At 71.5% G+C, this 19,308-nt stretch carries 13 protein-coding genes and 1 tRNA gene; 9 read left to right on the forward strand and 5 right to left on the reverse strand.

Annotation, left to right across the window (positions count from 1 at the left end; genetic code table 11):
* Positions 1 to 2 precede the first annotated feature (2 nt).
* Complete coding sequence (locus tag ACWD3I_RS01840; protein ID WP_365394307.1) at positions 3 to 962, reverse strand: D-2-hydroxyacid dehydrogenase family protein; 960 nt, start codon at positions 960 to 962, stop codon at positions 3 to 5.
* Between the two features lie 372 nt (positions 963 to 1,334).
* Between ACWD3I_RS01840 and ACWD3I_RS01845 the strand changes: the two genes are divergently transcribed.
* Both ACWD3I_RS01845 and ACWD3I_RS01850 read left to right on the forward strand, forming a co-directional pair.
* The gene (locus ACWD3I_RS01845) at positions 1,335 to 2,237 is read left to right on the forward strand and encodes a hypothetical protein (RefSeq protein ID WP_365394308.1); all 903 of its coding nucleotides are present in this window, start codon (positions 1,335 to 1,337) and stop codon (positions 2,235 to 2,237) included.
* Between the two features lie 63 nt (positions 2,238 to 2,300).
* A complete protein-coding gene (locus tag ACWD3I_RS01850; RefSeq protein WP_365394309.1) occupies positions 2,301 to 2,699 on the forward strand; it encodes a hypothetical protein in 399 nt (132 codons plus the stop codon).
* Between the two features lie 241 nt (positions 2,700 to 2,940).
* On the opposite strand, the gene ACWD3I_RS01855 is transcribed toward ACWD3I_RS01850, so the two are convergent.
* Positions 2,941 to 3,013: transfer RNA gene (locus ACWD3I_RS01855), tRNA-Arg, on the reverse strand.
* 321 nt (positions 3,014 to 3,334) lie between these two features.
* On the opposite strand from ACWD3I_RS01855, the gene ACWD3I_RS01860 reads away from it, so the two are divergent.
* From ACWD3I_RS01860 to ACWD3I_RS01890, 7 genes are all read left to right on the forward strand, one after another.
* A complete protein-coding gene (locus tag ACWD3I_RS01860; RefSeq protein ID WP_365394310.1) occupies positions 3,335 to 4,942 on the forward strand; it encodes a dynamin family protein in 1,608 nt (535 codons plus the stop codon).
* Positions 4,943 to 4,945: 3 nt separating this feature from the next.
* Positions 4,946 to 6,829, forward strand: coding sequence for a YfjP family GTPase (locus ACWD3I_RS01865; RefSeq protein WP_365394311.1), 1,884 nt, complete (start codon positions 4,946 to 4,948; stop codon positions 6,827 to 6,829).
* A gap of 204 nt (positions 6,830 to 7,033) precedes the next feature.
* The gene (locus ACWD3I_RS01870; protein ID WP_365394312.1) at positions 7,034 to 7,492 is read left to right on the forward strand and encodes a single-stranded DNA-binding protein; all 459 of its coding nucleotides are present in this window, start codon (positions 7,034 to 7,036) and stop codon (positions 7,490 to 7,492) included.
* Positions 7,493 to 7,754: 262 nt separating this feature from the next.
* Positions 7,755 to 9,146: a Cys-Gln thioester bond-forming surface protein gene (locus ACWD3I_RS01875; RefSeq protein ID WP_365394313.1), complete on the forward strand. Its 1,392-nt coding sequence runs from the start codon at positions 7,755 to 7,757 to the stop codon at positions 9,144 to 9,146.
* 178 nt (positions 9,147 to 9,324) lie between these two features.
* Complete coding sequence (ettA, locus tag ACWD3I_RS01880) at positions 9,325 to 10,989, forward strand: energy-dependent translational throttle protein EttA (RefSeq protein WP_365394314.1); 1,665 nt, start codon at positions 9,325 to 9,327, stop codon at positions 10,987 to 10,989.
* A gap of 6 nt (positions 10,990 to 10,995) precedes the next feature.
* Positions 10,996 to 11,409, forward strand: a complete 414-nt coding sequence (locus ACWD3I_RS01885) for an acyl-CoA thioesterase (protein ID WP_365394315.1) — start codon at positions 10,996 to 10,998, stop codon at positions 11,407 to 11,409.
* Positions 11,406 to 12,074 (forward strand): hypothetical protein, encoded by a 669-nt coding sequence (locus tag ACWD3I_RS01890; RefSeq protein WP_365394316.1) that lies wholly within the window; start codon positions 11,406 to 11,408, stop codon positions 12,072 to 12,074. Before ACWD3I_RS01885 ends, ACWD3I_RS01890 begins: the two co-directional genes overlap by 4 nt.
* 58 nt (positions 12,075 to 12,132) lie before the next feature.
* Here the strand turns inward: ACWD3I_RS01890 and ACWD3I_RS01895 are convergent, their stop codons facing one another.
* From ACWD3I_RS01895 to ACWD3I_RS01905, 3 genes are all read right to left on the reverse strand, one after another.
* On the reverse strand, positions 12,133 to 13,095 hold the full coding sequence (locus tag ACWD3I_RS01895; protein WP_365394317.1) for an ABC transporter ATP-binding protein: 963 nt from the start codon (positions 13,093 to 13,095) through the stop codon (positions 12,133 to 12,135).
* A 151-nt stretch (positions 13,096 to 13,246) separates the two neighbouring features.
* The gene (locus tag ACWD3I_RS01900; protein WP_365394318.1) at positions 13,247 to 15,943 is read right to left on the reverse strand and encodes an FtsX-like permease family protein; all 2,697 of its coding nucleotides are present in this window, start codon (positions 15,941 to 15,943) and stop codon (positions 13,247 to 13,249) included.
* Position 15,944: 1 nt separating this feature from the next.
* Entirely contained in the window at positions 15,945 to 19,172 is a 3,228-nt protein-coding gene (locus tag ACWD3I_RS01905) for an ABC transporter permease (protein WP_365394319.1), read from the reverse strand.
* Positions 19,173 to 19,308 lie beyond the last annotated feature (136 nt).

Here is a 19,308-nt window from a genome sequence, read left to right on the forward strand (position 1 = left end):
CCTCAGGGCAGCAGCCGTACGGGTGAGCCCGCGAGGTACGCCTGGATGTCCTCGACCGCCTGGCCGTAGTACGTCCGGTAGTTGGCCTGCGACACATAGCCCAGATGGGGTGTGGCGAGCAGGCGCGGAGCCGTGCGCATCGGGTGGTCGGCGGGCAGGGGCTCGAGGTCGAAGACGTCGACGCCGGCTCCGGCGATACGGCCCGCGTGGAGCGTGGCGAGGAGGGCGTCCTGGTCGACGATCGCCGCGCGTGAGGTGTTGACGAGGTACGCCGTCGGCTTGAGGAGGGCGAGTTCGGCGGGGCCGAGCAGACCGCGGGTGCGGTCGCTCAGGGCGAGGTGGACGGAGACGAAGTCGCTGTCGCGCAGGAGGTCCTCCTTGGAGGGGGCGAGTTCGACGCCCACCTCGTCGGCGTACTCCTTGGTGAGGTTCTGGCTCCACGCGCTGACGCGCATGCCGAACGCGAGGCCGATCTGCGCCACCCGGCTGCCGATCTTGCCGAGTCCGAGGAGGCCGAGCCGGCGGCCGTGCAGGTCGGCGCCGACCGTGGACTGCCAGGGGCCGCCTGCGCGCAGGGCGTTGCTCTCCTCGACGATCCCGCGGGCCAGGCCGAGCAGCAGCGCCCAGGTGAGTTCGACGGGCGGGGTGGAGGAGCTGGCCGTGCCGCACACGGTGACGCCGTGCGCCTCGGCGGCGGCGTAGTCGATGACGCTGTTGCGCATCCCGGAGGCGACCAGCAGCTTCAGCCGGGGCAGACGGGCGATGAGGGACCCGGGGAAGGGCACCCGCTCGCGCAGGGTGACCACGATGTCGAACCCGGCGAGCGCCTCCGCGAGCGCGTCCTCGTCGGCGAAGTGGGTGTCGAAGCCGACGACCTCGACGTCGTCCGTGACCGGTGACCAGTCGGCGATCTCGGTCGCCACCCGCTGGAAGTCGTCGAGCACAGCACAACGCAGTCGCACGTCGGTCCTCTTTCTGTCCCTCATGGCTCAGGAGGTCGACTGTACGCCGCATACGGCAATGGGATTCGGCTTGCTCAGGGAAGAGAGCGCGTGATTCCGGGGCCCGGGATAAAAGCGCTCTAGTTGTCCGAAGGCGCACAAATGGTTCGTCCGCTGCCTGCGTTGGCCTTTACGCGTCGGGCACATGCTGGCCACAAGGTCATGAGCATGATGATTGCACGACGCAGAACACCATAAAACGCCTCCGGCGGGCTGCTGTTGGGATTTCGCAGCGTCCGCATGACGAGGATTTCCACTGGAGGCCGGATGCCGCGTACGCGTCGGCGTTCTCGCGTTCTGGGGCTCGGGTCGGGTGCATTGCTCTTCGCGGCCATGGTCATGCTGGTCGGCTGTGGCGCCGGGAGCGACGGAGAAGCCGTACCGAAGCGCGCCGAGACGCATGTTCCACGATTGACCAACGCTAATAGCCGGGAAATGCCGCTGGATGAATATCTCTTGAACCCTGCGCAGACGGAGTCGGTTTTCTCGGCCTACTCGACGAGTGTGGCGAGCTGTATGCGCGAGTACGGATTCACCTATCGCATGTCCAGTTCTTCCTGCTCCGGCATCGGGGCGGATGCGCCGAAGACTCGCGTGGACGGTCGCTTCGGGTTTCAGAGCATGACTCACGCGAAGAAATGGGGCTATCACCCCGACGGGGGTTTTCCCGACAGCAATCAGCAGTCGACCGGTTCCCAGCCGGATGCCGAGAAATGGTTCGCTCTGACCGGCACGCGCGACCTGAGTGAGGATTCCGGTCCTGGCGGAACCGCACGAGATGGTCTTCAGGTGCGCGGCCACGGCTGTGTCGGCGACGCTTTGCTGGAGATCACGGGAGCTCGCGACGGAGTCATCGGGGATGCCGAAGCCGCGACCGACCTCAAATTCAGGACCCTCGTGGAGGGCCAGAAGGATGCCCGAACGCTTGACGTGTTCGAGCTCTGGTCACGCTGTATGAAAGAGTACGAGTACTCCTATCGGAGCCCGCTGGATGCTTTGGGTGATGCGCGGTGGGCAAAGTCGAAGAAGCCGACCGGCACAGAAATCCGGACGGCCGTGGCTGATCAGGAGTGCCGAAGTCGACACAATGTCGTAGGTGTCTGGTTCGCCGCTGACTTCGAGCATCAGGAGCTGGCAGTGAGAGCCAATCAGGACACGCTCCTGGCAGTGAAGAAGCAGCTGACTCATCAGGTGCGAGCGGCCGAGCGGATCCTCAAGAAGTCGAAGAACGAGTGAAAGGCCGGCGAAGTGAACAGAAAATTTCTGAGTATCGCTGCGGTATCCCTGAGCATCTTTGGGGTGAATGCCGCATCGATGGGTGCGGCGCAAGCCCAGGTGCCTACAGCCTGCACGGTGGGGGTCAATTGCCCGCCCTACAGTTGTGAGACGGGCGAGGCGTGCCTGTACTACAACTCGATCGAGAACGGCCTGAACGGAATATTTAAGCAGCACGGGGACATTGCGGACTACAGATACTCCGCGACCGGACAGGCTCTGGCCTTTCAGATCTCCAACTACGGTGGAGAGGGGGCCACCCAGCCTGTGAAGAACAACGCCGCCGCGGTGTGGAATCGTAGCGACCACCGTTTCGGCGTCTTCTACAACTGCTCGGTCGCCTGCCAGTCCATACCCTCGCTCGTGCGGGTAGATCTGAATTCTTCCCTGAAGAACAACAACGCGTCCGGGTACTACTACTAGGCGTCCCGCTCGAGGGGTCACGCTCCTGAGGCTCGGATACCTGCTCGCCCCGGAGCGCCTCGTGCTGCCGGCGGCCCGCGCACGGTGTATTTCCGGGCAACTTCCGGACCCTGAACAGCGCATCCTGACTGTGCCGGTTTCTCCCCGCGATCACCGGGGGAGGGGTCGGCGCTCGTCCGTGTGCGGCCGGACAGGCTCTGACCAGCAAAAAAGCCCTCCCGGAGGAGAGCAGAAGAAGAGGCGCCCCCGGCAGGACTCGAACCTGCGGCCAAGCGCTTAGAAGGCGCCTGCTCTATCCACTGAGCTACGGGGGCCGGTGTGGTGGCCTCGTACCTGGTGCCCGGGTGTGGGCTGATCCGTGACGTTGCCGGGGACAAGGATAGGGCTCCCGGATCCTTGTCCCTGCTGCTTCGCCTCCGTGGCTCAATGTGGAGGTTCAGTGAAGCGGTCCTGATAATCGCAGGCAGGTACGAATCGTGCATCGCTTTTGGCGTCTCACGCCCCGGGTGTTGTGCACTCGTTATGCCTGGACTGTGCCGTTGTCCCAGTCGCCCCTTCCGTCCCCTTGTGTTCTATCGGCGCGCAGACATGGTCATATGCTTCAGAAATCACCTAAAATTGGGCATTCTTCACATGTGGTGACCTTGGACGTACGGCCTCAGCTGCTCGACGCACTCTCCGCCCTGCGCGACCGTGTCGCCGCCGCACGCTTCCCGCTGCCCCTTGCGGGGGCTCCACGCGCGCGTGCCAACCGCGACGAACTCCTCGCCCAGCTCGACGACTACTTGGTGCCCCGGTTGAGGGAACCCGAAGCGCCCTTGCTGGCCGTCGTGGGGGGTTCGACGGGCGCCGGCAAGTCGACCCTCGTCAACTCCCTTGTGGGCAGACGGGTCAGCGAGGCGGGCGTACTGCGGCCGACCACGCGGACACCCGTGCTGGTGTGCCATCCGGAGGACCATCACTGGTTCAGCGGAATGCGCGTACTGCCCGACCTCACGCGCGTCTGGGTGCCGCACCAGGACGTGAGCGACGAACTCCTGCTGCCCGGCGAGAATCCCGCGCGCGTGCTGCGCGTCGAGACCGCCGACACCCTCCCGCCCGGCCTCGCCCTCCTCGACGCACCCGACGTCGACTCCCTCGTCGCCGACAACCGCACCCTGGCCGCCGAACTCATCTGCGCGGCCGACATCTGGGTCATGGTCACCACGGCGGCCCGGTACGCCGACGCCGTCCCCTGGCATCTGCTGCGTACCGCCAAGGAGTACAACGCCGCCCTCGTGACCGTCCTCGACCGGGTGCCGCACCAGGTCGTCTCCGAGGTCTCCCGCCAGTACGGGGCGCTGCTCACCAAGGCCGGACTCGGCGAGGTACCGCGATTCACCGTGCCCGAGCTCCCCGAGTCGGCATGGGGCGGCGGACTGCTGCCGGCCACCGCCGTCGCACCGCTCAGGGCCTGGCTCGTCCACCAGGCCCAGGACCCGGCCGCCCGGCAGCACACCCTGGGCCGTACCGCCCACGGGGTCCTCGACTCGCTCAAGGCCCGCATGCCCGAGCTGGCCAGCGCCGCCGCCGCCCAGTACGCGGCCGCGCTGCGGCTCACCGCCGCCGTCGACGGGGCGTACGACAGCGAGCACACGCGCGTGCGAGGACGGCTGCAGGCGGGCGCCGTGCTCGCCGGGGACGCGCTCAAGCGCTGGCGCGCGTTCCCGCTCGACTGCTCCGCCGCAGAGCTTCTCGACGCGCTCACGGAGAGCCTCGCCGCGCTCCTGCTGTGCGCCGTCAGCGCCGCCGACGAGCGCGTCGACGAGGCCTGGCGGCGCGAACCGGCGGCGGACGCCCCCGAGCTGACCGGCCGGGACCCGGCGCTGGAGAGCGCCGAACACCGGATCGGGATGGCCGTACGACGGTGGCGGCGCGAGCTCGAGGAGTTCGCCGAGGAGGAGGTGCGCGACCTCGACCGGAGCATCGCGCCCGACCCCGAGGCGATCGCCGCGCTCGTCGCCACCGCGCTGCTGGGCGGCCGCCGGGCGCGTTCCGCGGGCGAGGGGCTCGCCGAGCGGATCGGGGCGCACGGCGCGCTCAGGCTGCGCGACCGGGGCGGGCGGCTGCTCACCGAGCACCTGGACCGGGTGGTCCAGACGGAACGCGAGCGCCGGCTCGCGCCGCTCGACGCCCTCGACGTACACCCCGAGCCCCAGGCCGAACTCATCGCCGCGCTGTCCGTACTGCAGAAGGAGAGGTGACCGGTGACCGCCGTCACTGACGAGGACCAGACCGATCACACGCAGGACGCCGTCTCCGAGGACGAGGACGGCAGGCCGGCGGAGGACGAGGCCGTGGAGAGCGGGGATGCCGTGGACCTTGTGGAGGACGAGCCCGAGGAGCCGGGCGACGAGCACGCGCGCGGGGAGGACCGTACGGACTCCTCGGACGCGTGGGACGACGGGCTGATCGCGCGGCGGGTCAACGAGGCCGCCGCGGCGGAGCCCGTCGCCGTGGTCGAGACCCGGGGTTCCGGTGCGCAGATCGCCGCGCCGCTCGCGTACGACGGACCGCTCCGGTCGCGGCTCGACGCGCTGCGCGAACTCGTGGGGCTCTCCCGGACCCGGCTCGACAGCCGGACGCTCGCCGAGGCGGGCCGGGTGCTCGACGAGGCGGCGGCGCGGCGCAGGCTGTCCGGGCAGCACACCGTCGTCGCCATCGCGGGCGCCACGGGCAGCGGCAAGTCGCAGCTGTTCAACGCGCTGGCCGGGGTGACCATCTCGGAGACGGGCGTACGACGCCCGACCACCGCCGCGCCCATCGCGTGCAGCTGGAGCGACGGCGCGGCGAGCCTCATCGAGCGGCTCGGCATCCCGCCGCGGCTCAGGCGCCGCCCGGTGCAGAACGCCGAGATGGAGGCGCAGTTGCGCGGGCTCGTCCTGGTGGACCTGCCCGACCACGACTCCGCGGCCGTACAGCACCGCGAGCACGTGGACCGCATCCTCGACCTCGTCGACGCGGTCATCTGGGTCGTCGACCCCGAGAAGTACGCCGACGCCGTGCTGCACGAGCGGTATCTGCGGCCCATGGCGGGACACGCGGAGGTCATGTTCGTCGTCCTCAACCAGACCGACCGGCTGCCCGGGGAGGCCACCGAGCAGGTCCTCGACGACCTGCGGCGGCTGCTCGACGAGGACGGGATCGCGCTGGGCGAGTACGGCGAACCGGGCGCGACCGTGCTCGCGCTGTCCGCGCTCACCGGGGACGGCGTGGGGGAACTGCGCGAGACGCTCGGCCAGTTCGTGACCGAGCGGGGAGCGCCGGGGCGCCGGATCTCCGCCGACGTGGACGCCGCCGCGTGGCGGCTGCGGTCCGTGTACGCCACCGGGCGGCGGACCGGGCTGAGCGAGGAGGCGCGGGACGAGTTCGCCGTGCGGCTCGCGGACGCGGTCGGTGCGACGGCGGCCGGCGAGGCGGCCGAGCGGGCGTGGCTGCGCAACGCCAACCGCGCCTGCGGGACACCGTGGCTACGGCTGTGGCGGTGGCACCAGGACCGGCTCGAACCGGCCACCGGGCGCCTCCCGTTGCGTGCTCAGGCCGATGAGGAGGCCACGGCTCGGCAGCGTGTCGAGCAGGCGGTGCGGATGGTGGCCGACCGGGCCTCGGCCGGGCTCGCGCCGCCATGGGCGCAGGCGGTGCGGGAGGCGGCCGCACGGGGCTCGCAGGGGCTGCCCGAGGCACTGGACGAGCTGGCCGCGCGCGCGGGGCTGCCGCCGGGCCGGCCGCCCCGGCCGGGCTGGTGGCCGGCGGCCGTGTTCGCGCAGGCGTGCATGACGCTTCTTCAAATCGTCGGCGGGCTGTGGCTGGTGGGTCAGATCGCCGGGTTCATGGCGCCGAACCTCGGTGTGCCGGTGCTGTTGATGGTGGTCGGGATCATCGGTGGGCCGCTCGTGGAATGGAGCTGCCGGATGGCCGCGCGGGGGCCCGCGCGGCGGTACGGGATGGAGGCGGAGCGGCGGCTCAGGGAGGCGGCGGCCGGGTGCGGGCGGGCTCGGGTGCTGGATCCGGTGGCGGCGGAGTTGTTGCGGTACCGGGAGGTTCGGGAGCAGTACGGGAGGGTGCTGGGGGCGGAGGCCGGGGTGCGGTGACGTGCCCCTCGGGGGCCTTCTCGCGGGGGCGTCGCTCGTTCGGGTGGCGGAGTTCTCCACAGATGGGCCGGTGGTCCACAGCGCTCGGCGGGCTCGGGCCGGCGGAGGCAGTCTGGCTTCACGGCGATCGCGACGGATGCGGTCGGCACAGCAGACGCAGCCGTACGGGACGGGCCCGTTCGGCGTATCCGGGAGGGGTTCGAGATGAACGAGACGATCGTCGGTGTAGTGGGGAACGTGGCGACGCAACCGGTGTTCCGGGAGACGGAGAACGGTTCGTCGGCGCGGTTCCGGATGGCGGTGACCGCACGCTATCTGGACCGTGAGAAGAACGAGTGGAAGGACGGTCACACCAACTTCTTCACGGTGTGGGCCAATCGGCAGCTCGCCGCGAACGTGGCGGCCTGTCTCTCGGTGGGGGAGCCCGTCATCGTGCACGGCCGGCTGAAGATCCGTACGGATGTGCACGACGGGAAGAACTGGACCTCGGCGGACATCGACGCCGTGGCGATCGGGCACGACATGGCGCGGGGCACGTCCATGTTCCGGCGCGAGCCGAAACCCGAGACGACCGGTGTGCCGTCCCGGCCCGAGCCCAGCTGGGAGACGCCCGTCGACGACAGTGAGGCTCGACGCGAGCCGGAGATCGCCGCGGTGACCTGACGTCAGCCGACCGAACTGCGGCTTATCGGCGAATGCGCACCGAACGACCCGGTGGATTTGTCGATAAGCCCTGCTCGCAGGCGATCTTGGCGATAACGATTCCGAGTCGGATCGGTCGCCCGAGTGCATCACCGGGAACCGTGGTGCGAGCACGTACCTAGGATGCCGGGCATAGCTCCAGGGGCTGCTGATTCTGCTGGTGGGACCGTTCCCCCACGTCAACGGGTCCTGCTCGAAGGGGAATTCTGTGTTTTCTGCGTTGTTGTCCGCGTGCAGGCGAGGGGCGGTCCGCGGCGCCGCCGCGACGCTGGTGTCCGGGCTTGTCGCGGCCGGCGTGCTGACGGCCGGTGCCGGCACGGCCGCCGCCGCTGACGCGACGGCGCAGAACCAGGGTGGAGCGACCGCCACCATGGGTGGTCTGAAGACGTACGGCGCGGCCGTCATCCACGACGACTCCGGGGACCTGGAGGTGTCGGCGGGCCTGTTCGAGATGTCCGTCGACGGCGGCGGCACCCTGCAGACGTACTGCGTCGACCTCCACAACCCCACGCAGCAGGACGCCGAGTACCACGAGACGCCCTGGAGCGGGACCTCGCTGGGCGTCAACAAGGACGCGGGCAGGATCCGCTGGATCCTGCAGAACTCCTACCCGCAGGTGAACGACCTCGCGGCGCTCGCCGCCAAGGCGGGTGTCGGCGGCGGCCTCACCGAGCAGGACGCGGCGGCCGGTACGCAGGTCGCCATCTGGCGCTACTCGGACGCCGCGGACGTCGACGCCGTCGACCCGCAGGCCGAGAAGCTCGCGGACTACCTCCAGAAGAGCGCCCGTGACCTGGCGGAGCCCAGGGCGTCGCTGACCCTCGACCCCGCCGCGGTCTCCGGCCGCCCCGGCGGTCTGCTTGGTCCGGTGACGGTGCGTACCGACGCGGACAGCGTGACGGTGACGCCGCCGGCGGACGCCGAGACGAGCGGGGTGCGGGTCGTGGGCAAGGACGGCAAGCCGCTGACGTCGGCGAAGAGTGGCGCCGAGCTGTTCTTCGACGTGCCCGAGGACGCGGCGGCCGGCTCGGCCGAACTGACCGTGCAGGCCTCCACCACCGTGCCGGTGGGCCGTGCCTTCGCCTCCGAGAGCCGGAGCCAGACGCAGATCCTGGCCGGCTCCAGCGAGTCGACCGTCTCGGCGACGGCGAGCGCGACGTGGGCGGACCAGGGCGCGATAACCGCGCTGTCCGCGGTGAAGAACTGCGCCGGGGGCGGCGTGGACATCACCGCGACCAACGAGGGCGACGCGGCCTTCACCTTCGAGCTGCTGGGCGTCGAGCACAGCATCCCGGCGGGCGAGTCGCAGACGGTGACGATCCCGCTCCAGGAGGACCAGGCGTACGACTTCACCATCACGGGCCCCGGCGGCCTCGACAAGCGCTTCACCGGCGTCCTCGACTGCCAGACGCAGGGCGCCGAGACCGGGGACGCGGTCCAGACCCTCAGCGAGCCGAGCCCGATGACGGTGGGCGGTGCCGCCGGCACGAACCTGGCCGAGACCGGCAGCTCCGGCGCGACGCCGGTGATCGCGGGGGTGGCCATCGCTCTGGTGGTGATCGGCGGGGCGGCACTGGTGCTCGTCCGCCGGAAGAAGACGCCGACGCAGGACTGAGCCGCGGTGCCGGTGCGACGGTGGCCGTCACGTGCAGTCACGGTCGAGTCACCGAGGCCGGTCATGAAGCCCCAGGTCATGGCCGCCCGCCCATACGGGTTACCACCCGAGGGTGGACGTCAGGCAAGATGGGGTGTATCTGCCCACTGCCAGATTTCAAGCTGCCGGACGGTTTCTCTTGGCTGAGTACATCTACACCATGCGCAAGACGCGCAAAGCGCACGGCGACAAGGTCATCCTTGACGACGTGACGCTGAGCTTCCTGCCCGGCGCGAAGATCGGTGTGGTCGGGCCGAACGGTGCCGGTAAGTCCACCGTTCTGAAGATCATGGCGGGGCTCGAGCAGCCTTCCAACGGTGACGCGTTCCTGTCGCCCGGCTTCAGCGTCGGCATCCTCATGCAGGAGCCGAAGCTCGACGAGTCCAAGACGGTCCTGGAGAACGTCCAGGACGGCGCCGCCGAGATCATGGGCAAGCTCACGCGCTTCAACGAGGTCGCCGAGCTCATGGCGACCGACTACTCGGACGCGCTCATGGACGAGATGGGCAAGCTCCAGGAGGACCTGGACCACGCCAACGCCTGGGACCTGGACGCACAGCTGGAGCAGGCCATGGAGGCGCTGGGCTGCCCGCCCGGCGACTGGCCCGTCACCAACCTCTCCGGTGGCGAGAAGCGCCGTGTCGCGCTCTGCAAGCTGCTGATCGAGGCCCCGGACCTGCTCCTCCTCGACGAGCCCACCAACCACCTCGACGCCGAGTCGGTGAACTGGCTGGAGCAGCACCTCTCGAAGTACGCGGGCGCTGTCGTCGCCGTCACTCACGACCGGTACTTCCTGAACAACGTCGCCGAGTGGATCCTCGAGCTCGACCGCGGTCGCGCGATCCCCTACGAGGGCAACTACTCCACGTACCTGGAGAAGAAGGCCACTCGTCTCAAGGTCGAGGGCCGCAAGGACGAGAAGCGCGCCAAGCGCCTCAAGGAAGAGCTGGAGTGGGTCCGCTCCAACGCCAAGGGCCGCCAGACCAAGTCCAAGGCCCGCCTCGCCCGTTACGAGGAAATGGCGGCCGAGGCCGAGAAGATGCGGAAGCTGGACTTCGAGGAGATCCAGATCCCGCCGGGCCCGCGTCTGGGCTCCATCGTCGTCGAGGTCAACAACCTCTCGAAGGCGTTCGGCGACAAGGTCCTGGTCGACGACCTCTCGTTCACGCTGCCGCGCAACGGCATCGTCGGCATCATCGGCCCGAACGGCGCGGGCAAGACCACGCTGTTCAAGATGATCCAGGGTCTTGAGCCCGCGGACTCCGGTTCGGTCAAGATCGGCGACACGGTCAAGATCAGCTACGTCGATCAGAGCCGTGCCAACATCGACCCCAAGAAGACCCTGTGGGCCGTGGTCTCGGACGAGCTGGACTACATCAACGTGGGCCAGGTCGAGATGCCGTCGCGGGCCTATGTCTCCGCCTTCGGCTTCAAGGGTCCGGACCAGCAGAAGCCGGCCGGCGTCCTGTCCGGTGGTGAGCGCAACCGTCTGAACCTGGCGCTCACGCTCAAGGAGGGCGGCAACCTGCTGCTCCTCGACGAGCCCACCAACGACCTCGACGTCGAGACCCTGTCCTCGCTCGAGAACGCTCTGCTCGAGTTCCCGGGCGCGGCTGTGGTCATCTCCCACGACCGCTGGTTCCTGGACCGGGTCGCGACCCACATCCTCGCGTACGAGGGTGAGTCCAAGTGGTACTGGTTCGAGGGCAACTTCGAGTCGTACGAGAAGAACAAGATCGAGCGGCTGGGCGCCGAGGCCGCGCGTCCGCACCGCGCCACCTACAAGAAGCTGACCCGGGGCTGATCGATCTTGCGGCACATCTACCACTGCCCGCTGCGCTGGGCGGACATGGACGCGTACGGCCACGTGAACAACGTGGTCTTCCTCCGCTACCTGGAGGAAGCCCGTATCGACTTCCTGTTCCGCCCGGAGAAGGACTTCAAGCAGGGGTCCGTGGTGGCGCGCCATGAGATCGACTACAAGCGGCAGCTCGTCCACCGGCACACGCCCGTGGACATCGAGCTGTGGGTGACCGAGATAAGGGCGGCGTCCTTCACCCTTTCCTACGAGGTGAAGGACGGCGCCGAGATCTACGTTCGCGCCTCGACGGTCATAGTGCCGTTCGACTTCAAGACGCAGCGGCCGCGTCGGATCACCTCCGAGGAGCGGGAGTTCCTGGAGGAATACCGGGATGACGACGAGGAGGAGGCCGTCGCCGCATGACGGTGCTCCACCTCGCCGACGAGGGGGAGGCGGCGGATCTCGCGGCCTTCCTCTCCAGGCTGCTCCACTACGACCGTGGGGCCGCGGTGCGTCTGCAGGCGGCCGGTACCGCGCTCGCCGTCTTCGGGCGGCCGCCGTCCTTCGAGGTACTGGCGATCCGCGCGGCGCGGCTGGCGAAGCCGTACGAGAACGGGCTGGACGCCACGCTCGACGCGACCGTGTCCGCCGGGGAGTTGCTGGAGTCCGTCGATGAGACGGGCGCGACGGCAGTCGTGCCGGGGGCGGTCACCGGACCGCCGTGGGCCGGGGTGCTGCCGCCCCGTGGCGGGTGGCGGCCGGTGCCGGGGTTGCCCGCGCCCGAGGCGCTGCAGGCGATGGTCGGTGCGGGCGTCGCCGAATTCAGGGCCCGTACGGGGGAGTTGGCGGACGAGGGGCGTACGCGCGCCGAACTCGACCGGATCGGGCGGGAGATCTGGTCCCGGACCGTCGGGGACACGCATCTTCCGGTGCGGGCCGTGCACGCGGCGCAGTCCCTCGGGTTCCTGCGCGCCACCGGGGATTTGGCGTTGCTCTCCTCCGGAGCGTGGCTGCGACTTCGTACGCCCTACGGGTCCATCGCCGTACGGCGGGCGGGACTTGGGGCGCTGGACGTCAGCGTGCGCTGAGCGTCGTAACCTTCGGACGTCGTGACCCTCGGTGTCCTGGTCCTCGGCCTCCTGCCCCTCAGGCGCGGTCGCTGTCGTCCGGCCATACGCCGATGTGGTCCGGTTCCAGTTCCAGCGCCACTCGGTCGCGCATGCCCAGGGTCTCCGTGTACTCGGCGGGGAGCTGGAGGCGGCCGGCCCGGTCGAGCATGGCGTACTCGCGCGCCACGACCGTCTCGTGGCCTGTCGTCGCGTCCACCTCGCTGCGGCGCAGGACCTCCGTGGAGGTGCGGCCGTCACGGATGGCCACCGTGCGGCGGACCTCGCTCGCCACCGCCTGGTCGTGGGTGACGATGACGATCGTCGTGCCGAGGTGTTCGTTGGCGGTGCGGAACGCGGCGAAGATCTGTTCCGCGGTGTGGGAGTCGAGTTCGCCGGTGGGTTCGTCGGCGAGCAGGACGGCGGGGGAGTTGGCGAGGGCCACGGCTATCGCCACGCGTTGCTGCTGGCCTCCGGACATCTGGTTCGGGTGGCGGTCCCGGCAGTCGGCTATGTCCAGCAACTCCAGGAGTTCCAGGGCGCGTTCGGTCTGTGCCTTGCGGGCCTTGCGGGTGGTCCTGGTGGCCAGTTGCATCGGGAGGGTGATGTTCTGGGCGGCGGTCAGGTAGGGGAGTAGGTTGCGGGCCGTCTGCTGCCACACGAAGCCGACGGTCCTGCGGCGGTAGGCGAGACGGTCCTTCGGGGTCATCGCCAGGAGGTCGTGGTCGGCCACGCGCGCCGCGCCGGCGGTGGGGGTGTCGAGGCCGGCGAGGATGTTCATGAGGGTGGACTTGCCGCTGCCGGACGCCCCTACCAGGGCCATGAGTTCGCCGTCGCGGACGAGGAGGTCGAGGCCTTGGAGGGCCTGGACCTCTATGCCGTCCGTGGTGAAGATGCGGACCAGGCGGTCGCAGGTGATGAGGGCGTCGTGACCGTAGGTCGGGGCGTTGCGGGCCGTGGTGGCGCGCGTGGTCAGGTCCGCGAGGGTGGGGTTGGTGGTCACTGGGCGCTCCTGGGTTCGGCGGCCTGAGTGGGGGTTGCTGTAGGGGGCGTTTCGCCTGCCCGCGCCGACGGGGTGCCGCCTTTCCTCGGGTAGGGAGCCGCCCCAAGCGGCACGACTGCCCCCCGCAGGCTGAGCGGATCCGGATACACGGTCATCTCGCATCCCCCGCCCTCAGCTCCCCCACCGACCCCCGTCTCCCCGACCACCACGCCTGTATCCCCGCCACCCCGACCGTCACCAGCACCACCGAGGCCGCCGGGATCGTCAGGGACAGGGCGGACGTGCTCAACTCGGCGCGGCCCGCCGACGACGGGGCGGAAGCCAGGGCGATCGTCGTCAGGTCGATACCCGGGGAGAGCAGGGCCACCGTCGCCCAGCCCGTCAACGCGCCGCCCGCCGCGGCCAGTACCGCCTGGGGCAGGGACTCCAGGATCAGCAGGCGGCGGCCCTGGGCGCGGGTGAGGCCCATCGTGCGAAGGCGGGCCAGGAGCGCGGTGCGTTCGGGCGCCGCACGGAGGAGGGAGAGCAGCAGGGCCAGGACCGCGTAGCCCGCGCCCGCCGCGACCGCGGCCGTGTAGATGTCCTCGGCACCCGACTGGAGGGGGGAGTCGACGTAACGGGCACGCTCCTCCGACCTCAGCTGTACGTGGCCTGCCCCGCCCGTCGCCTTGCGCAGGGCCGTCGCGTCCAGCTGCGCGCCGGTCAGGAGCAGTGCCGTCGGGCGGGCCGCCGACTCGGGCAGCTCCGCCCGGTTCACGACCAGGAACTCCGTGCCGGACACCGCCGGAGTGCGGTCCCGGACCGTCGTGATGCGGACGGTGAAGGTGGTGCCGTCCTGGAGCCGCACGGGGATCGGGCGGGTGCCGTAGGTGGCGGCCACCGTCGGGGAGGCCACCGCGGTCAGCACCTCCCGCGTCTTCGTCAACTCGCCCTTCCCGAAGGGGCCCAGGCCCGTCCGGGCGGCCAGTGCCGCGTATTCGGCCGGGTCCACGCCCACCAGCGGCGCCGACTGCCGGCCGTTGGCGAGCTGGGCGTCGTACGCGATGCTCACCGCCGTCACGTCCCGCACGCCCGGCGTACGGCGGACCCGGTCGGGCAGGGCGGCGGGCAGGGGCTCGTTCGCGTCCACGCGGGCGTCCGCGCCGATGGCGAGGAGCGCCGCGTGGTCACGGGCCTCGCTCACGCCGGTGAGGACCGAGCCGCCGAAGGCCGCCGTCGTCAGGGCGGTGAGCAGGGCGAGCAGGGGCAGGACCGCGGAGGCGGACGTACGGCCCGCGCGGGCCAGGGACAGATGGGCGACCACCCCGCGCAGGCGGCCGGCGGGGCGGGCCAGACGGCGCAGCGGGAGCGGGTAGAGGCGGACCAGGGCCAGGGCCGCGATCACCCCCGTCAACACCGGGGCGACGTACGACAGTTCATCGCCCTGTGAGCCGCGTCGGCGCAGGGTCTCCACCGCGGCCAGGGCCAGCACGAGCAGGGTGAGTTCGGCGACCGTGCGGCGGCGGGACGGCCGGGCCGTCGCCACGTCCTCGCGGCCGGTGTGGATCCGTACGACCCGATGGGCGACCACCGCGCGCAGCGGCAGCGCGGCGCAGGCGGCGGCCGTGACCGCGGCGGCCGCCGCGAGCGCGTACGTCCGGCGGCCCTCGGGGAGCAGCAGCAGGGCCGCGGTCAGGCCCAGGGCGCCGGCCGGGACGGCCACCGTCGCCGTCTCCGCGAACAGCCGGCCCGCCAGACCGCGCAGGGACGCGCCGCGGGCGCGCAGCAGGGCGAGTTCGGTGCGGCGGCGGTCGGCCGCCAGGCCGCCCGCCATCAGCAGGACGACGGCGGCCACCGTGCCCGCGCCGACCGCGGCGACGGCGACCAGCGGGGTGACGCCCTCACGCAGCCGGTCGTAGGCGGTCAGGATCTCGTCGAGGTCGGTGTCCGCGTCCGTGAGCGGGCCGGTCACCTCACGGACCTTCTGGAGGGCCGGCCCGGACTCCAGGGACGCCACCGCGGACTTCAGACGCTCGGCGTCGTAGGCGTGCAGGGCGTTCGTGACGGGCGCCAACTGCCAGTACCGCCAAGGCGTTCCGGGCGTGCCCAGCAGCGCGGGGGCCGCCTCCGGGGCGAGCAGCAGGGCGCCGAGCCAGTACTTCTCCGCGTTCGCCCCGGGGAGGGGGACCAGGGAGGGGCGGTGCAGGACGGGATGGGTCGACCAGTAGGCGCCCGCGGGGTCGCTCGGGGTGACGATGCCGGTGATGCGGACGACCAGCGGGTCGCGGCCCTCGCCGGGTACGTGGATCCGCGAACCCACCTCGATGTGCAGGCTCCTGGCCGTCGCCGCGCTGACCGCCCCCTCCACCTCGGGCGTCGACGCGGTCACCGGGTCCGGCGCGCGCGGCAGCCGGCCGGTGACCGAGCGGACGTGGTCGGCGAGGCCGTGCTGGGCGACCAGGGTGACCTGCGCGGGCGTACCGGTGGGCTGCGGGATCCAGGGGTCCGGCACCTCCACGCTGTTGGCGGTGCGCACGCCGTACGTCGACTGGCCGCGGTCGGCGACGAGGGGCCGTTGGACCGTGTCGAGGATCTTCGCGTACTGGTCGGCGAGCGTCGCCGGGAGGACGTCGTGCTCCGAGATGATGCCGTACTCGGGCTGCGCGTACAGCTGCACGGTCGTCCGGTCGGGGCCCGCCTGTTCCACGGCGCCGTGCAGGCCCGCGTCCTCGTACCGGTCGACCGCGCGCGGGATGGCCGCGGCGAGACACGCGGTGAGCGCCACCATGACGGCGAGGGCGAGTGCCGCACCGGGGGCGGCGCGCAGCCGGGTCCGGATCCACGGGGCCACGACAGGCCTGGACCTCATCTCACTCACCGCCCTGTTCCCTCAGTGCCACCACCGGATTCGCCCGCCGCAACGCCAACACCCCCGTCACCACCAGCGGCATCACCGCCACCGCCCCCAGCAGCACCACGACCTGCGGGACGGGCACCTCGACCAGCACCCCCGGCACCGGCCGCGTCGCCTCGGTCGTCAGGACGACCAGAGGGATCACCGCCCGCGCCAGCACCGTCCCCAGCACGGCCCCCACCGACAGGGCCAGCGTCACCAGGACGCCCTGCTCCAGGGCGATCGTGCGGGCCAGCCTGCGGCGCGGGGCGCCCAGCGCGCGCAGCACCGCGAACTCCGGGTCCCGCTCCCGCAGGGACCCCGCGGCGCTCACCGCGAACCCGAGCGCGGCCAGCGCCGCCGCCACCCCGGCCGCCGCCGTGAACGCCGCCTCCGGACCGGCCCCGAACGGGTCGTCGCGCAGCTCCTCGGCGATCTCGTCCCGTACGACGACCTGCGCGGGGTCCATGTCCGGACGGGCCCGCAACGTGGACGCCACCTCCGCGGGCCGGTCCGTCCGGAGCCACCACTCCGTCGGTGTGACGCTCTCGCCGTACCGCGCCTCCAACACCCGGTTCACGGACCGCAGATCGACCAGCAGGGCCCCGCCGTCGTTCACCGTCGTCGGCAGCGCCTCCACGGACGCCACGATCCGCACGGGCAGGGTCCGCCCGCCGAACGTCACATCGACACGCTGCCCCTTCGCGGCGCCCGCCGAGGCGAGGTAGCGCTCGGTGGCGACGGCCGTGATCTGCGGCTGCGCGGGCTGGGCGACCTGGAGGCGGACGGTCAACGAGGCGATGACATAGGGGTTGTCGGCCGGAATGTAGCCGGTGCCGTACGCGGCCGTCGGCGGCTTCGAGCCGGTCACGCGCGGCTTGGTGGGGAGATTGCTGCCGTCCGCGTTCTCGACGATCCCGTCGGCGAGGGAGCTCACCGTCCAGTCGGCGGGCAACTGGAGCCGTCGTACGGACCTGTCGGACCGTACGGCCGACAACCCGCCCAGGATCAGCCGCTGTTGCTGTGCTCGGCCGATGGGGAGGGGCTGGACCAGTTGCACGTCCGTCAGTGTCAACGGGCCTGAGGGGACCGCCAGTTCGAGAGTGTGGGGCCGGCCGTCCCCGGTGAGGGTGCCCGCCGGAACCCGGTAGGGGGTGCCGTAGCGGTCCTCCAGTGTCACCGTCACATCGGCGGTCGTGTCCGCGGAGGCGCCGCGCAGGGTCGCCGTCAGCCGCAGCCGGGAGGTGCCCGCCGGTATCCTCGCACCCGCCGTCGCGCCCTTCGGGCCGAGCCCGGTGAGCAGCGGGCGTACCGGCTCGGAGGCCAGGTCCTGGCGCATCAGCACGGTGTCCGCGGCGTGCGCGGTGTCCAGGGCCAGCACCGCCGCCGTGCGGTTGCCGGACAGCGGCAGATCCGTGCGGACGGCGGGAGCCGCCTGTCGTACGTGGTCGACGGCCGCGTACTCGTCGGTGCGGCCGAGGTCGTCCTGCCCGTTGGCCAGCACCCGCACCGGCACCCCCGCCCGGAAGTCGGCCTGGTCGTCCTGCGAGCGGTCCCAGGAGGCGCCCTGGGCGATCGCCAGCATGCCGAGCGCGACGGCGAGGACCAGCAGCAGCACCGGGCCCGCGCCGCGGCCCGGGCGCCGGCCGATCTGCCAGCCCGCGAGGGCCGCGGCCAGGCCCCGCCCGGCGGCCGCCCGGCGTTCGGCGAGACGGGCCAGCGGCGGCAGCAGACGCAGGGTGAGGACCGTACCGGCGAGGAGCGCCAGGGCGGGGGCGGCGACCAGCAGCGGGTCCACACCGAGGGCGCCGGAGCTGTCTCCGGTGACGGCACCGGTGGTCTGTCCGCTGAGCTGCCAGTACGCGACCCCGGCGATCACCAGCAGCCCGATGTCCGCGCCCGAGCGCAGCGCGCCCGGCAGCGCGCGGGCCCGGCCGGTCGCGAAGGAGGACGTCAACGCGGGCAGGGTCACCGCCAGGGCGCAGCCCAGCGCCACACCGGCCGCCACCAGCCACACCCCGATCCGTCCGCCGGCCGGCACGTCGAGACGCAGCCCGATCCGGGCCAGGGCGCCCTGTCCGGCGAGCAGCCGGGTCAGCGGTCCGGCCAGCAGGGGCGCCAAGGTCACCGCGGGCACCGCGAGCAGCAGCGCCTCGGTGGCGGCCAGGCCCGCGACCCGGGGCCGGGAGGCGCCGCGGGCTCTGAGCAGCCGGGTCTCACCCGTGCGCTGGGAGCTGAGCAGCCGGGCCACCAGGAGCAGCGCACAGCCCGCGAGCAGCCCCAGTTGGAGCGCGACGATCAGCAGGGTGGAGCGCGAGACGAGCAGGGAGCGGTCGATGCGGTCGAGGACGGCGGGCAGTTGGGTGTTCGCGGCCGTCGTGCCGCTCAGCGCGGACTCGCCGCGCATCGCCGCGCTGCCGCCGAGGGCCGCCTCGCGCAGCGCGTCGATGCGCCCGGTCGTCAGCGTCGAGAAGTCGGCCGTCGCCAGCCACGCCGACGCCCCGGCGCTCACCCGGCCGTCGGTCAGCGCTTCGGGGGCGGCGAGCAGGGGGCCGTACGTCGTGAAGTCGAGCTTGTTGACTCCGCGGCCGTGCAGATCGTCCAGGAGCTGCCAGTACGGGGCGTCCGTGCGGGCCGGCCGGTACAGGCCGACGACCGTGATCCGCACGTCCGGGCCGTCCAGGCGGTCGACGAGGGTGAGACGGGTGCCGGGCTTCAGCTTCAGCAGCCGGGCGGCGCTCTGCGGGAAGGCGACCTCGTCCACGGCGGAGGGCATCCGGCCCGCGGTGATCCGTACCTGTGATGTGTCCAGTGCCGCGAAGTGCGTCAGATCCGGGTCCTCGGACGGCTCGGCGGCGGGTTGGAGCGAGCGGGGCAGTGCGTACGGGCCCGACCGCAGGAGCTTGTGCACGGTCACCGGCAGTCCGTCGAAGGTCTTCCGCGCCCCTTCGCGTACGGCGGTGTCGGCGGCCGTACGCTCCTCGGCCGGTACGTCGGCCTTGACGACCAGCGCGGTGTCGGCGGCGTTGCGGGTGTCGGTCAGGGAGTGGCGCAGGGCCGCGTCGCCGATCGCGCCCGAGTAGGCGGTGAGGGTCGCCAGGACCGCCGTGGTCAGCAGGACCGCCAGTAGCGCGGCGGCGAGCAGTGGACGGTGCGCCCGCGCACGCAGGAGGACGAACCGCGCGAATCCCCCGAACCCCGTCACCCCGACCCGGCCCCCCGCCGTGTTGTCCAGACCTCCCGGCGATGTTGTCAGAGGACAGTGGGGGCGGGTAAGCGGTTGTGGACCGGGCTTGACCGGATCGTGATCGGAATCCGGCGTCGAACGACCGGAATCCGGG

It is taken from the genome of Streptomyces sp. NPDC002817 (assembly GCF_053592055.1).

Excerpts from the sequence above, each read along its gene's own strand:
- ACWD3I_RS01845 (WP_365394308.1), top strand. The coding sequence starts at position 1,335 with ATGGTCATGCTGGTCGGCTGTGGCGCCGGGAGCGACGGAGAAGCCGTA.
- ACWD3I_RS01870 (WP_365394312.1), top strand. The coding sequence starts at position 7,034 with ATGAACGAGACGATCGTCGGTGTAGTGGGGAACGTGGCGACGCAACCG.
- ACWD3I_RS01890 (WP_365394316.1), top strand. The coding sequence starts at position 11,406 with ATGACGGTGCTCCACCTCGCCGACGAGGGGGAGGCGGCGGATCTCGCG.
- ACWD3I_RS01900 (WP_365394318.1), bottom strand. The coding sequence starts at position 15,943 with ATGAGGTCCAGGCCTGTCGTGGCCCCGTGGATCCGGACCCGGCTGCGC.